The organism is Xanthobacter sp. BG11Y11_SDJG, from assembly GCF_057364445.1.
The window spans coordinates 1-13803 of sequence record NZ_JBNFNU010000079.1; the positions used below are offsets into that span (position 1 = coordinate 1).

General features: G+C 69.1%; 12 protein-coding genes and 2 pseudogenes. 5 read left to right on the plus strand and 9 right to left on the minus strand.

Annotation, left to right across the window (positions count from 1 at the left end; genetic code table 11):
* Positions 1–308: SPOR domain-containing protein (locus tag AC2W7M_RS09370; RefSeq protein ID WP_486131881.1), on the plus strand; the 308-nt coding region annotated here is incomplete at its 5' end.
* A 90-nt stretch (positions 309–398) separates the two neighbouring features.
* Here the strand turns inward: AC2W7M_RS09370 and AC2W7M_RS09375 are convergent.
* Positions 399–1292 (minus strand): ATP-binding protein, encoded by an 894-nt coding sequence (locus AC2W7M_RS09375; protein ID WP_486131883.1) that lies wholly within the window; start codon positions 1290–1292, stop codon positions 399–401.
* Positions 1293–1556: 264 nt separating this feature from the next.
* On the opposite strand from AC2W7M_RS09375, the gene AC2W7M_RS09380 reads away from it, so the two are divergent.
* Entirely contained in the window at positions 1557–2249 is a 693-nt protein-coding gene (locus AC2W7M_RS09380) for a hypothetical protein (protein ID WP_486131884.1), read from the plus strand.
* Positions 2250–2270: 21 nt separating this feature from the next.
* On the opposite strand, the gene AC2W7M_RS09385 is transcribed toward AC2W7M_RS09380, so the two are convergent.
* From AC2W7M_RS09385 to AC2W7M_RS09400, 4 genes and pseudogenes are all read right to left on the minus strand, one after another.
* Complete coding sequence (locus tag AC2W7M_RS09385) at positions 2271–3098, minus strand: sulfite exporter TauE/SafE family protein (RefSeq protein ID WP_486131886.1); 828 nt, start codon at positions 3096–3098, stop codon at positions 2271–2273.
* A 108-nt stretch (positions 3099–3206) separates the two neighbouring features.
* Positions 3207–4174, minus strand: a pseudogene (dusA, locus tag AC2W7M_RS09390) (tRNA dihydrouridine(20/20a) synthase DusA).
* Positions 4175–4425: 251 nt separating this feature from the next.
* A complete protein-coding gene (locus AC2W7M_RS09395; protein ID WP_486131888.1) occupies positions 4426–5379 on the minus strand; it encodes a DUF1254 domain-containing protein in 954 nt (317 codons plus the stop codon).
* 43 nt (positions 5380–5422) lie between these two features.
* Positions 5423–5890: pseudogene (locus AC2W7M_RS09400) on the minus strand (DUF1254 domain-containing protein); the annotation flags it as partial.
* Between AC2W7M_RS09400 and AC2W7M_RS09405 the strand changes: the two are divergent.
* Positions 5799–7037: an AraC family transcriptional regulator gene (locus AC2W7M_RS09405; RefSeq protein ID WP_486131890.1), complete on the plus strand. Its 1239-nt coding sequence runs from the start codon at positions 5799–5801 to the stop codon at positions 7035–7037. The pseudogene AC2W7M_RS09400 and the gene AC2W7M_RS09405 overlap by 92 nt on opposite strands.
* 218 nt (positions 7038–7255) lie before the next feature.
* Positions 7256–9619, plus strand: a complete 2364-nt coding sequence (locus AC2W7M_RS09410; protein WP_486131902.1) for a malate synthase G — start codon at positions 7256–7258, stop codon at positions 9617–9619.
* 3 nt (positions 9620–9622) lie between these two features.
* Here the strand turns inward: AC2W7M_RS09410 and AC2W7M_RS09415 are convergent, their stop codons facing one another.
* A complete protein-coding gene (locus AC2W7M_RS09415) occupies positions 9623–10261 on the minus strand; it encodes a sensor histidine kinase (RefSeq protein ID WP_486131892.1) in 639 nt (212 codons plus the stop codon).
* A gap of 112 nt (positions 10262–10373) precedes the next feature.
* On the opposite strand from AC2W7M_RS09415, the gene AC2W7M_RS09420 reads away from it, so the two are divergent.
* Positions 10374–11615 carry a mechanosensitive ion channel family protein gene (locus tag AC2W7M_RS09420; protein WP_486131894.1) on the plus strand — a complete coding sequence of 414 codons (1242 nt, stop codon included), beginning with the start codon at positions 10374–10376 and terminating at the stop codon, positions 11613–11615.
* A 20-nt stretch (positions 11616–11635) separates the two neighbouring features.
* Here the strand turns inward: AC2W7M_RS09420 and AC2W7M_RS09425 are convergent, their stop codons facing one another.
* The 3 genes from AC2W7M_RS09425 to AC2W7M_RS09435 form a co-directional block, all read right to left on the minus strand.
* Positions 11636–12130, minus strand: a complete 495-nt coding sequence (locus AC2W7M_RS09425; protein ID WP_486131896.1) for a DUF2938 family protein — start codon at positions 12128–12130, stop codon at positions 11636–11638.
* Positions 12130–12678, minus strand: coding sequence for a carboxymuconolactone decarboxylase family protein (locus AC2W7M_RS09430; RefSeq protein WP_486131898.1), 549 nt, complete (start codon positions 12676–12678; stop codon positions 12130–12132). The genes AC2W7M_RS09425 and AC2W7M_RS09430 overlap by 1 nt, the downstream gene beginning before the upstream one ends.
* 14 nt (positions 12679–12692) lie before the next feature.
* Positions 12693–13803: thiamine pyrophosphate-binding protein (locus tag AC2W7M_RS09435; RefSeq protein WP_486131900.1), on the minus strand; the 1111-nt coding region annotated here is incomplete at its 5' end.

Below are 13803 nucleotides of genomic sequence, written 5' to 3' on the forward strand. Positions count from 1 at the left end.
TCGCCGCTCCGGCCCAGACCGCGGCGCTCACGCGCCGGTGGGCGGCCGGCGGCGAGCATATGTGGGTGCAGGGTGCCTCGCAGCGCTCCGAGGGCGGGACGCGCAGGGGGCTCCTGGAAAGGGCGCTCCAGGCCAAGTATCCGAGCCTGCTTGGCAGCTATACGGCGCAGGTGCGCAAGGCCGATCTCGGCGAGCGCGGCGTGTTCTACCGCGCCCAGGTCGGCCCCTTCGCCTCGCGCGACCAGGCCAACGAACTGTGCCAGGCGCTGCGCGGCCAGGGCGGCGACTGCATCGTCAACAAGAACTGACGGCGGCGCCTCCTCGCGCCTTCAAGGGCTGAACGAAGAAGGGGCGCCCCAGCGGGCGCCCCTTCTTGCATCTGCGGGCGGTCGCGCCGGTCAGGCCGACTTCAGGCGGGTGCCGGTGCGGCCGGCGAGGTCCTGGACGAACTGGAAGGCGGTGCGGCCCGAGCGGGCGCCGCGGGTGGTCGCCCATTCCAGCGCCTCGCGGCGCCACTGCTCCTCGGTCACCGGCAAACCGTGATGGGCCACATAGGCGGCCACCATGGCGAGATATTCGTCCTGGCTGCACTTGTGGAAGCCGAGCCACAGGCCGAAGCGGTCCGAGAGCGAGACCTTCTCCTCCACCGCCTCGCCGGGATTGATGGCAGTCGAGCGCTCGTTCTCCATCATGTCGCGCGGCAACAGGTGGCGGCGGTTGGAGGTGGCGTAGAAGATGACGTTGTCGGGCCGCCCCTCGATGCCGCCCTCCAGCACCGCCTTCAGCGACTTGTAGGAGGTGTCGTCGGCGTCGAACGAGAGGTCGTCGCAGAACACGATGAAGCGGTGCTTGGAGGCGCGGGCGAGGCTCATCAGCGCCGGCAGCGTCTCGATGTCCTCCCGGTGGATTTCCACCAGCTTCAGCCGGGCGCCGGACGGATCCTGGACCAATTGGTTGGTGGAGGCGTGGGCGGCCTTCACCAGCGAACTCTTGCCCATGCCGCGGGCGCCCCACAGCAAAGCGTTGTTGGCCGGCAGCCCGCGCGCGAAGCGCAGCGTGTTCTCCATCAGCTGGTCGCGCACCCGGTCGATGCCCTGCAGCAGGTCCATCTCCACGCGGTTGACGCGCGGCACCGGCTCGAAGCGGCCGGGGGATGTCTGCCACACGAAGGCGTCGGCCGCCTCGAAGTCGGGCGCCGGCGGGCGCAGCGGGGCGATGCGCTCCAGCGCGTCGGCGATGCGGGCGATCAGGGTCAGGGTCTCGTCGGCGGAAAAGTCTTTCGGGCTGGTCATCTGGTCCTCCCCCGGCGGGGATAGGGCGCGCGCCGCGCGGCCGCAAGCGGAACGGCGGGACGGGCGCCAAGCGAGCCATGCACCACGCGCATGGCGGACATTCGGCCGGCCGGGGAAGTCTGCCTTAACTTTTCCCCACCCATCTGGGAGATGCTGGGAACGAAATGGGGCGGCCGCCGGCCGGGCAGGGGCGCGATGCGCCTGCACGGCATCGCGGCTCATCGCTGACACTGCGCGCCGAATGGTTCGCTTCCGGAGACCGTCATGTCCGAGAGCCGGCTTTCCCGCTGCCCGCCGCCGCCTGGCGCCCGTCGCCGCCTCCGGCAGGGCGCGCTTCTCGTCGCCGCTGCCGTTCTGGTTGCCAGCCCCGCTCTGGCGCAGGTCAAGAGCGACTCGAAGCGCACCGAGAACAAGGACGGCTCAACCTCGCTCGACTTCTCCAACGAGGTCTCCGCGCTCGGCACCAAGGTGGGCCTGGCGGTGACGGAGCCCGCGGCGTCGTCCGTCGCCGATCCCGTGGCCGGCCAGGAGGCGCTGTCGGGTTCGGCCTATGCCAAGGTGGCGGTGAAGACGCTGCCGGACTGGGTGTTCTGGCAAAAGGGCGCGGTGGACGTGACGCTCAATCCGGCGGACGAGACCAGCAAGGTCGCCACCTCCTTCTCCCGCTCGGTGGGGGTCGTCGGCGGTGTCACCGCGACGCTGAAGGACAGCTATTCGTTCGAGCGCGCCGCCACCAGCGAAGCCTGGGAGACCGACAAGTCGGTGAGCGTCAAGCTGGAGGACACCGGCACCACGCTGGCGGTGGGCGCCAAGACCGGACAGGACCAGGCGGGCTGGCTGCCCTCCATCAGCGCGGAGCAGGAGATCGCCAAGGGCTTCAACGTGACCACCAGCGTCGCCGATACGGGCTCGGAGATCGACAAGAGCGTGAAGGCCGGCTTCAAGCACCGCTGGTGAGGTCGCGACCGCCCGCGCGCCTCAGCGCCAGACCAGCGAGAGGAAGAAGCGCGCCGCGATGGCGAGGAAGAACAGGCCGATGCCGATCTCCAGCTTGCGGTGCGGCAGGCGGTGGGCGATGCGGGCGCCCATGGGCGCGAACACCATGCTCAGCGGCGCCATGCAGATGAAGCCGATCATCGAGACATAGCCGAGCGAGAGCGGCGGCAGATCGGCAAGGTGCGGCCAGCCCGCCACCGCATAGCCGATGACGCCGGGGATGGGGATGATCATGCCGATGCCGGCAGAGGTTGCCACCGCCGCATGGATCGGCACCCGGTAGAGCAGCAGGATGTTGGTGGCGACCCCGCCGCCGGATATCCCCACCAGCGAGGCGGCGAGGCCGAGGACATAGCCGATCGCCCGGAGCACGGTCTTGCCCGGAAGGTGGTCGGCGATGCGGATGTCGTTGCGCCCCATGACGCTCTTGAGGCCGAGCGCCCCGACGAGGCCGACGAAGATCGCCTTCAGCACCCAGCCGTCCACCACCGCGGCGATCGCCGTGCCGGTCAGCATGCCGGCGATGGCGGGCAGGCGCCACGTCCGCAGCACCCCGGGCAGCACCGCGCCGCGCGCGGCATGGGCGCGGTAGGACATGTAGGAGGTGGGGATGATGACGGCGAGCGAGGTGCCGATGCACAATTGCATGCGCAGGCTCTCTTCGACGCCCACGGCGCGGAACACCTCATAGAGCACCGGCACCATCACGCCGCCGCCGCCCACCCCGAACATGCCCGCCAGCAGGCCCGTCAGCACGCCGCCGGCGAGCAGCGCCAGGCAGAGGAATACGATCTCGTTCCAGGGCATCATGGCTCGGCGGGCAGAGGGGGAAGTGTCGCCCCTGTGCCCGCAAAGGCCAAGCCTGTCCAGCGCAATTCCCGCAACCCTGCTGTCAATTGAGCGCGGGGTCTCACCGCCTCAGGCCGCGGCGGCTCGGTGCGGCGTCCGCACCTCGTCCACCGCCCCGCGCAGCACGTCGAGGCCGGCGCCGGGCCGGACTCGCCTCCGGTGGACGAGGCGGCGGCCGAGTAAATCCGACTCGAGCCCGCGCCGCCCGCCGAAACAGGCCGTAGCATGTGGCGGGTGACGTCGGACAGCCGCCCGCCCGCCTCCAGATGGCCGGCGATATAGGGCTCGAACGCCTCGACCGCGGCGAAGGCGTCCGCGTGGGGCGCCGCCTCGCCGAACAGCTCGGGGTCGACGCCGAGCAGCAGCTCGGGGTCCTGGTAGGCGGCGCGGCCCAGCATCATGCCGTCGAGCGGGCCGAGTTCGGCGCGCCCCTGGGCGAGCGAAAGCAGGCCACCATTGAGGGCCATGGGCAGGGCCGGAAAGCGCGCCTTCAGGCGCCGGGCGCGGTCGTAGTCGAGCGGCGGCACGTCGCGGTTCTCGCGCGGCGACAGGCCGCTCAGCCAGGCCTTGCGGGCATGCACGATGAGGCCATCGACGCCGGCCGCCACCACCGCGTCGGCGAGCGCGTCGAGCGCCTCCTCGGGGTCCTGCTCGTCGACGCCGATGCGGCATTTCACCGTGACCGGGAGGGCGACGGCCGCCTTCATCGCCGCCACGCAGTCGGCCACGAGGCCCGGCTCGCGCATCAGGCAGGCGCCGAAATTGCCGCCCTGCACCCGGTCCGAGGGGCAGCCCACATTGAGGTTGATCTCGTCATAGCCGAAATCGGCGCAGATGCGTGCCGCCGCGGCGAGCGCCGCCGGCTCGCTGCCGCCGAGCTGCACCGCCACCGGATGCTCCTGCGGCGAAAAGCCAAGCAGGCGCGCGCGGTCGCCATGGAGCACCGCCGGCGCCGTGACCATCTCCGTATAGAGCCGCGCCCGACGCGACAGCGTGCGATGGAACGCCCGGCAATGGCGGTCGGTCCAATCCATCATGGGGGCAACGGAAAATGCAAGCGACTGATTTTGCAGCATTATGAACGCAATTTCACACCATTGGCGGCACCGTCGGCATGGGCCGATCAGCCAAGATAAGCAATAGACTATAGGCATCAAATTCCGGCTTTTCGACGCATTGGCCCATGGCGTCGCCGCTCGCCGCCCTTTCAGGCGGCGAGCGCACGTGCGTCAGACCGGCCGGGAGGCACGGAGCTCCCCGTGCCGGACGGCCGCCCCGTCGGCCCCCGTCAGTTCACCTTGACGATCTGGGGCGGCGTCCAGCTGCCGTCGAGGATGGATGGGTCCTTCTCCTTCGGCCAGTACATGCGCAGCATCGGCAGGAACGCGCCCTTGGGGGCCGGCAGCCAGTTGGCTTCCTTGTCCTTGCCGGGCGACTCGTTCTGGAAGTAGAGCGTCACCGAGCCGTCGGCATTGGGCACGAGGTTGTTGCGCGGGCTCACCGTGAACTTGTTCAGCGGGTTCGGCACGAACCACCAGCCCTTGTCGATCTCGTACATGGTGATCGACCAGAAGCCGTCCACCGGCGGCTGCTGCCCCTTGGCGAAGGTCAGGGTGTATTTGTTGGCCCCGGAGAGCGGCTGGCCCGCCTGGTCGACGAACGTATAGGGATAGACCGCGTCCTGCGGCAGGTTGGCGGGCCAGCCGAAGGCTGCCAGCACGGCGCGCTTGAGATAGTCCGTGCCATAGGTGCCGACCATGGCAAAGACCCAGCCGTTCCTTGTGACGCCCATCTTCTCTTCGTTCCTGCCGAGATAATCGAGCGCCTGCTGCGGCAGGTCCTTCAGCGCCGCGGCGGTTTCCGCGCCGAGCGCGGCCAGGCTGAACGGCTTGCAGGGCGCGAGGCCGATCTTGGCCATCTCCGCCAGGATCGGCGCGTCTTCCGCCGCGGGCGGGGCGTCATGGCACATCAGCTTGGCCAGCCGGTTGAAATAGCCCTCGGTGCCCATGCCGAGGATCACCTCCTGCGGCTTGTCGGTCATCGAGTAGCCGGGATTGGGATCGACCGGCGGCGCCTTGTAGACGTAATCCGCCTTGCCGTAGCTCGAGAGCGGGCGAACGTCGTATTGGGCCTGGAGGGCGTTCACTTCCTTGTAGTCCTCCTCGGTGCCGGTGGCGTAGGTGCGGCCGAGGATCAGGACATAGCGGGTGGGGACGTCGATCTTGGTCAGCCCCTTGGGCACCTCGCCCTTCCAGCCGGGGACCGGCCAAAGTGTAGCTCGCCGCCTTGCCGCCGGCCGTCCGCGAGCCCGGAGAGGCGATCACCGGCACCCAGAGGCTGTAGGTGGGGAAGAGGTAATAGCGATTGCCCATGTCGGGGTGCGAGAACACCCACGGCTCCTTGTCGAGGTCCATCCAGGCGAGCGAATAGAGCGTGTCGGCGTTCGGTGCCGAGACGCCGCGATAGTCGGCCGGCGGGTAGCGCTTGACGTTGAAGAACTGGCCCATGGGGGCGTGCAGACCCTCGGGCTTCTCGACATTGGTCATCTGCACCCGCGTCACCTCCGTGGTGATCAGCGAGTAGCCGTAGATATAGGCGTCGAGGGCGATCTTCTTCGCCTCGTCGGGGGGCACGGCCTGCGCCGTTCCGGCGGACGCCATCATGCCTGCGGCCAGCAGCAGGCTCGAAATCCTTCGCATGAGCGATCCCCTTTGTGACTGCCGCATGCCCGCTCGCGCCGCGGCGGCCGGCATGGCAATATTCCGCGCGTACCAGGCCAGCATGGCTCGCCCGGTGGCGAAGGAATGGACAGTCTTGGTCGGGGCCACCACTCATTTTGCGCCAGTCCCGCGCAAGCTCCCCCGCGCGGCGGATGCGGGCACGCCGACGATGATTTCGGTCACCGCTCTGGCACGGGTCCCGGCTCTGGTGCGACATGCCTTTGGGGAAACTGTGCTGCGGCAGGCCAACCGCGCGGCGATGCTCGACATCGAGCTGATCGAGGATCGCGACTGCTTCATTCCGCACGCGACCATGTGCGATTTCCTCAGCGAGATCGAACGACGCACGAAAGAAGCGCATATCGGCCTCATGGTCGCGCCCTACCTGACGTTCGAGGCCTATGGGTGCTGGGGCGACTATGTGCTCGCAGGCGATACGCTTGGGGACGCCATCCGCCGGGCGGCCTCCACCATCGGCTTTCACAGTTGCGGCGAAGCCATCGCGCTGTCCGTCGAGGGCGGCATGGCGCGCTTCGCCTATTTCAGCGCGGCGCGCGGCAGCCCGGCCTATCTCCACATCGCCGCGGGCGCCGCGGGGGTGATGCTCGATCTCTGCCGGTCGTTTGCCCCGCCCGGCTGGCATCCGGTGCGCATCGACCTCGACATTGCGCGCCCGCGGGCGGCGTTGAGCTTCGAGGACACTTTCGGCTGCCCGGTGGTCTTCGATGCGTCGGCGGTGGCCATCTGGTTCCGGGCCTCCCTTCTCGGCGCGCGGCGGCCGCTTTCGTCCCGGCGGCGGCTGATGAGCGTCGACGATCTGGCGCGCGCGCGGCTCGACCCGGCAAGCCGCGGCGATCTGATCGGCGTCGTCTCCGCGCAGATCTGGACGCAGGTGCTGGCCGGCACCGTGTCGCTGGATGCCGCGGCGCATGCGCTCGCCCTCAGCACGCGGACGCTGCAGCGGGTCCTGCAGCTCCATGGCACCGATTTCCGCAGTCTCGGCAACGCCATCCGCGCCAGGCGGGCGACGGAACTGCTGCGCGGCACCAACGCAACCGTCACGGATATTTCGGCTGAACTCGGCTATTCGGCGCCGGCGAATTTCGCGCGCGCCTTTCGCAAGGCGACCGGCCTTGCGCCCGAGGACTTCCGCCGGGGGCTGAAGGGTGGCGCCGCCTGAGGATCGCCCCCTTCGCCATCAGGCGGTCGGCGCAAGCGGTGCCTGCACGGCGCGACCGCCCCATCCTTCCCCTCCATGCGAAGGTGTGTTGCCGCATCGCGACATGCGAAGCGCGCGCATTCCCAGGTAAAGTCCGCGCGCGAGGCTTTGGTGCCGCGGTCGGCGCCAGCGCTCCTCAGGATGCGCCTCGCTAGGGGAAAGGACGACACCGCGTGACGATGGCAAGTGGGACCGAGGCCCGCGTGGAACGCGCCGGGCTGCAGATCGCCCGTGCTCTGCACGATTTCATCGAGACGGAGGCATTGCCCGGCAGCGGCATCGAGGGGGAGGCGTTCTGGACCGGCCTGTCCGCCATCGCCCACGACCTCGCCCCCCGCAACCGCGAGCTGCTCGAACGGCGCGAGGAGCTCCAGCGCAAGCTCGATGCCTGGTATCGCGACAATGGCGCGCCGCTCGACCTCGAGGCCTACAAGGCCTTCCTCACCGAGATCGGCTATCTGGTGCCGGAGGGGCCCGCCTTCAGCGTCACCACCGCCCATGTGGATCCCGAGATCGCCGAGGTGGCCGGCCCGCAGCTGGTCGTGCCGGTGATGAATGCGCGCTATGCGCTGAATGCCGCCAATGCCCGCTGGGGCTCGCTCTATGACGCGCTCTACGGCACCGACGCCATCCCCGAGACCGAGGGCGCCGAGAAGGGCGCGTCCTACAATCCCAAGCGCGGCGCCAAGGTCATCGCCTGGGGCCGCGCCTTTCTCGACGAAAGCGCGCCGCTGAAGGACGGTTCCTGGTCCGAGGCCGGCCCGCTCTCCGTGAAGGATGGCGCGCTCGTTGTGGGCGCCACCGCGCTCAAGGACCCGGCCCAGTTCGCCGGCTATCGCGGCGCGGCGTCCGCGCCCTCCGCCGTGCTGCTGAAGAAGAACGGCCTGCACATCGAGATCGTCGTCGACCGCGCCAGCGTCATCGGCAAGGACGATGCCGCCGGCATCTCCGACATCGTGCTGGAAGCCGCGCTCACCACCATCCAGGACTGCGAGGACTCGGTCGCCGCGGTGGATGCCGACGACAAGGTTGTCGTCTACCGCAACTGGCTCGGCCTGATGACGGGCGACCTGAAGGAGGAGATCGCCAAGGGCGGCCGGACCTTCACCCGCGCCCTCAACCCGGACCGCGACTACACCGCCCCCGACGGCGGCAAGCTGGTGCTGCCCGGCCGCTCGCTCATGCTGGTGCGCAATGTGGGGCACCTCATGACCAATCCGGCCATCCTGCTGAAGGACGGCACGGAAATCCCGGAGGGCATCCTCGACGCGGCCGTGACCGCGCTCATCGCCTTGCGCGACGTCGGCCCCAACGGGCGCCGCGCCAACAGCCGCGCCGGCTCCATGTATGTGGTGAAGCCGAAGATGCACGGGCCGGAGGAAGTGGCCTTCGCGGTCGAGATTTTCGAGCGCGTGGAAGACCTGCTCGGCATGCCGCGCGATACCATCAAGGTCGGCATCATGGACGAGGAGCGCCGCACCACGGTGAACCTCAAGGAGTGCATCCGCGCCGCCGCGAGCCGGGTGGCCTTCATCAATACCGGCTTCCTCGACCGCACCGGCGACGAGATCCACACCTCCATGGAAGCCGGCCCCATGGTGCGCAAGGGCGACATGAAGCAGGCGGCCTGGATCGGCGCCTACGAGAACTGGAACGTGGACACGGGCCTCGCATGCGGGCTCGCCGGCCATGCCCAGATCGGCAAGGGCATGTGGGCCATGCCGGATTTGATGGCCGCCATGCTGGAGCAGAAGATCGCCCACCCGAATGCCGGCGCCAACACCGCCTGGGTGCCGTCGCCCACCGCCGCGACCCTGCACGCCACCCACTACCACAAGGTGGACGTGCATGGCGTGCAGGCCGCGCTGCGCAGCCGGTCCAAGGCGAAGCTGGACGACCTGCTGACCATCCCGGTCGCGGTGCGGCCGAACTGGACGGCCGAGGACATCCAGAAGGAACTGGACAACAACGCCCAGGGCATCCTCGGCTATGTGGTGCGCTGGGTGGACCAGGGGGTGGGCTGTTCCAAGGTGCCCGACATCCACGACGTGGGCCTGATGGAGGACCGCGCGACGCTGCGCATCTCCTCCCAGCACATCGCCAACTGGCTGCGCCATGGCATCTGCACCGAACAGCAGGTGATGGACACGATGAAGCGCATGGCGCAGGTGGTGGACCGGCAGAATGCCGGCGATCCCGCCTACCGGCCCATGGCGCCGGACTATGACGGCTCCATCGCCTTCCAGGCCGCCTGCGACCTCGTCTTCAAGGGGCGGGAGCAGCCGAGCGGCTACACCGAGCCGCTGCTGCACCAGCGCCGGCTTGAACTGAAAGGCCGCGGACGCCCGCCGGGCCTGAGGCGGCGGGTCGCAAAGAGGCGCGGCGGCAGCGCCGCGCCTCCTCCGGCCGGGCCGCGGCAAGCGGAACCATTGGCAAGCGGTAGCGTTGCTACACACGAACCAGTGGAGTCCCATGATGTCGCGTCCGGTGCTGTATTCCGTGATCATTATTCTTGCCGTCGTGGCGGGCTATTTCGCCTATGATGCCTACGAGCGCGACCGCAACACCATGCAGATCGAGATCGGCCCGAGCGGGGTGAAGGTCGATCCGCCCTCGCGCTGATCCCACCCGCGTCCTTCAATAGGAGACGAACAGCCGTCCCTGCAGCGTCCAGTCGCCGGCCGCCGCTGGGCGGCGGAGGACAGCGCATAGCCGGCGACGAAGCTCGCCTGGATTTGCGTGCCCAGCCGGTAGTCGAGCCCCGCGCCGATCCCGGCCATGCGGATGGTGAGGGCCGAGACCGCCCCCAGCACGCCGTCTTGCAGTTCCAGGCGGCGGCGGATGTTGACGGGCCCGAGCCCGCGCGCCGGCTCCCGCCGCGGGGGATAGGTGGCGGGATGGCTCACCAGCATGTGGAGCGCCCCGCCGACGCGCCGTGCCGTCACCTCCATGCGCAGCGGCGCACCGGTGGTCGGGCGCAGCCCGTGCTTCACCGCATTCTCCAGCAGCCCTTGCAGGATGAGGTGCGGCACCAGGACGTCCTCCGCGTCGGCATCGACGTCCACGCTGCAGGTCAGCGCCTCGTCAAACCGCAATTCCCGGATGCGCAGATAGGCGCGCGCCGCCGCGATCTCGTCGGCCAGCGGACACGCCGAGCGGTCCTTGTGGTCGAGGCCGTAGCGCATGGAGGCGCCCTGCGGCGCGCCGCGTCGCGCCTGCGCGGGAGCGCAAGGAGTTTGATACACTCGCGCGACTCGGGGGCGCCGCAAGACGTTCCGGGACGGGGAGCGGATGTCGATGGACACGGGAGCGACGGAATTCCTGACGCCGGCGCGCACCGTTGCCGCCGGTATTCTGTCGAGCTTCGAGCGCCTGTTCGCAGACCTGACCGAGTTCGACTACGGCCGGATCCTGTTCGCCGTTCTTGTATTTGTGATGTTCTTTCTGCTGCGGCGCGTGTTCCGGCATGTGTTTTTCACCATCATCGGCAAGCTGTTCACCCTCAACATGCAGGCGTTCCGCGACAATCTCGGCCGGTCGCTGAAGGGGCCGGTGGAGCTGATGTTCGTGGCCATCGGCACCTTCCTGGCGTTCGAGGTGCTGAAGGTGGCGGAGGACGGCGCGTTGGCGCAGCTTTCCCGCCATGTGGTGCAGACGCTGCTGATCGCCGCCGCCTATTGGACCATCATCGCCCTCATCGACCCCCTGATGGAACAGGCGGCGCCCCGCTCGGGGCGGATGACGGAGACCGTCATCGACTGGATCCGCAAGGCGATGAAATGCATCGTGGCGTTCTTCGCCATCGTCGCGGTGCTCCAGCAGTGGGGCGTGCGGATCGGCCCGCTGCTGGCCGGCATGGGCATCGCCGGCGCGGCGGTGGCCCTCGGCGCGCAGGAGCTGTTCAAGAACCTGATCTCCGGCGTGCTGATCCTGCTGGAGCGCCGGTTCCAGTACGGGGACTGGGTGAAGGTGCCGAACGTGGTCGAGGGCACGGTGGAGAGCATCGGCTTCCGCTCCACCCGCATCCGCCAGTTCGACGATGCCGCGGTGCAGGTGCCGAACTCCGATCTCGCGGACAATTCGGTCATCAACTACACGCAAATGCGCCGCCGCCGCATCTACTGGATCATCGGCGTGCCGTATTCGACGACGGTCGCGCAGCTGCGCGATATCCGCCAGCAGATCGAGGACTATATCCACACCGGGGAGGATTTCGTCTCCTACAAGCTGGCGTCCACCTTCGTGCGCATCGATACCTTCGGCGCCTCGTCGATCAACATCATGGTGTACTGCTTCACCAAGACCACGAACTGGGGGGAATGGCTCGCGGTCAAGGAGAAGCTCGCCTACCAGGTGATGGAGATCGTGGCCAAGGCCGGCTCGTCCTTCGCCTTCCCGTCCACCTCGCTTTACGTGGAGAGCCTGCCGGCCGACCGGCCTGAAGCCTTCCTGCCACCGCAGGACGGCAAGCCGCAGGTCGCACCCATCGGCGGAGGTCCGGCAGCCGCTCCGCACGACGGGCCGCAGCCTCCCGGCTAGACGCCGCTGAAGGCCGGACCTCAGCCGCCGATCAGCGGCCGGGCGATCAGGTCGCCGGCCCACAGGCCGAAGCCCATGGCGAGGTGGCTGGTCAGATCGTGCGCCAGCGCCACCGGCCGGTTCGGCGCCTTCGCGGCCATCATGCCGGCGCCGAGCACCGGCTCCATGAAGAACCAGGTGACGGAGACGGACAGCGCCGCGAACACCAGCGCGGACAGGAGGGACGGCGGGGCGCCGAGCACCAGCCACATGAGCGCGAGATAGACCACGGCGTAGCCGATCCCCACCGCATAGTGGACGAGCCAGCCGAGCGGCCGCTCGCCCGGCACCGGCGCGGCCGCCCCGATATCGGGCTGGGTGAACTGGCCGTCCCTGAAATGGCCCACCCAGCGGCCGATGAGGCCCCAGTCGGTGATCGGCAGCCCGAAGACGAGGCGGCACACCTGCTGCCAGAGGTCCAGCGCCGCGGTCGCGACCACCCCGACGATGAGAACGTAAAGGGCGGCCATCATCATCACGCGCCTCGCTGGTGAACGGGATCGGGGAGGGCGACGTCGAAGCAGCCGTTCACCATGGCCATCATGGAGTAGAAGCCGCACAGGGTGACGATCTCCAGCAGCCCCTCGACGCCGAAGGCGGCGATGGCGCGGTCCTGGAGCGCCTGCGGGATGGACTGGAACGCGAAGGCGCAATCGGTGATCTGGTCCACGAGGTCGAACGGCGCAGGGAAGGTCCGCTGGTCCTGCGCCACCATCTGCGTCACCGCCTCCGGCAGGCCGGCGGCGCGGGCGGCGGCCACGTGGTCCTCCCACACGAATTCCACCTTGGAGCGCTTGGCGAGGATCAGCACCACGAACTGGTAGATGTCGCGCGGCAGCTTGCTCTCATACTTGTAGTACCAGCCGAGCTGCTCGATCAGCTTGGCAAGTTCCGGATGGTTGAGCAGCGGGATATAGGGGCCGAGATGGTGCACCCCCTTGGCGGCGCGCCGGGCGAGGATGTCCTCAAAGATGGCACGCCCGGCGCCGGTGAGGCTCTCGGTGGGATCGGGCAAAGCAGCCATGGGTCTCGGCCCTCTTATTCGTGATACGACCAGGCATGTGCACCGGCCGCGAAGTCGTAGACCGGCGTCGGGCAGTCCTTGTCGGCCTTCACGTCGATCACCACCGTGGTGCCGGTGGCCACCGCCTCGGCCATGGCCTTGGGCAGATCGGCGGGATCGCTCACGGTGATGCCATGGGCGCCGAGCGACCGGCCGAAGCCGGCCCAGTCATGGTCGACCACGCTGGTCAGCTCCGAGGGCACGGCGCCGTACTGGTGGGCGCGCAGCCAGACATTGCCGAGCGCGCCGTTGTTCAGCACCAGATAGATCACCGGCAGCTTGTAGCGGGCGGCGGTCTGCACCTCCATGCCGTGCATCTGCATGCAGCCGTCGCCGGTGATGACCGCGACGCGCCGGTCCGGCCGGGCGCACTGCACGCCGATGGCGGCCGGGATGGCCCAGCCCATGGGGCCGAGATTGGTGGCCGAGACGTAGCTGCGCGGCACGTAGGAGGTCCAGTAGTGGCCGGCGAAGGCGCGGTGGGCGCCGGAATCCACCAGCACGATGCCGTCGCGCGGCAGCGCCACGCGCAGCGCCACGATGGCGCTCGCCGGATGGATCGGCTTGCCCGGCCGGTGGCAGTTCTCGGTGTCGTAGAGGCGCGGGCCGGCCTTGAGGCCGGCGAGCCAGTCCTCCCGCGCGGCCTTGCCCTTGGCGAAGGCGGCGGCCTCCAGATCGCCGAGGCGCGACAGGCGGTCGAGGAAGGCGGCGGCATGGCCGGCGACCACGTGGTCGGTCTCGCCCACGGCCGACAATTCGGCGAGGGAGGTGTTCACGTGCACGAACAGCGCCTTGGAGCGCTGGCGCAGGGTCCAGTGCATGGTGTCGCGCTCGTTGAGCCCGGAGCCCAGCACCAGCAGCACGTCGATGGCGTCGGAGAGCAGCGCCGCCGTGGCGTGGCGCGTGCCGGCATAGCCGAACACGCCGAGCGAGAGCGCATGGTCCTCCGGGAACACGCCCTTGGCGCGCAGCGTGGTGGCGACCGGAACCGAGAAGCGCTCGGCGAATGCCTTCAGGGCCTCGGCGGCCGCGCCTTCCTCGACCCCGGCGCCGGCAAGCACGGCAAGGCGCGGGGCGCCGGCGAGC

What these genes read in the sequence shown, in the direction of transcription:
- AC2W7M_RS09385 (WP_486131886.1), bottom strand. Translation starts at nt 3,098, where the DNA reads ATGATGCCCTGGAACGAGATCGTATTCCTCTGCCTGGCGCTGCTCGCC.
- AC2W7M_RS09425 (WP_486131896.1), bottom strand. Translation starts at nt 12,130, where the DNA reads ATGATGATGGCCGCCCTTTACGTTCTCATCGTCGGGGTGGTCGCGACC.
- AC2W7M_RS09415 (WP_486131892.1), bottom strand. Translation starts at nt 10,261, where the DNA reads ATGCGCTACGGCCTCGACCACAAGGACCGCTCGGCGTGTCCGCTGGCC.
- AC2W7M_RS09380 (WP_486131884.1), top strand. Translation starts at nt 1,557, where the DNA reads ATGTCCGAGAGCCGGCTTTCCCGCTGCCCGCCGCCGCCTGGCGCCCGT.
- AC2W7M_RS09405 (WP_486131890.1), top strand. Translation starts at nt 5,799, where the DNA reads ATGCCTGCGGCCAGCAGCAGGCTCGAAATCCTTCGCATGAGCGATCCC.
- AC2W7M_RS09420 (WP_486131894.1), top strand. Translation starts at nt 10,374, where the DNA reads ATGGACACGGGAGCGACGGAATTCCTGACGCCGGCGCGCACCGTTGCC.
- AC2W7M_RS09375 (WP_486131883.1), bottom strand. Translation starts at nt 1,292, where the DNA reads ATGACCAGCCCGAAAGACTTTTCCGCCGACGAGACCCTGACCCTGATC.
- AC2W7M_RS09430 (WP_486131898.1), bottom strand. Translation starts at nt 12,678, where the DNA reads ATGGCTGCTTTGCCCGATCCCACCGAGAGCCTCACCGGCGCCGGGCGT.
- AC2W7M_RS09410 (WP_486131902.1), top strand. Translation starts at nt 7,256, where the DNA reads ATGGCAAGTGGGACCGAGGCCCGCGTGGAACGCGCCGGGCTGCAGATC.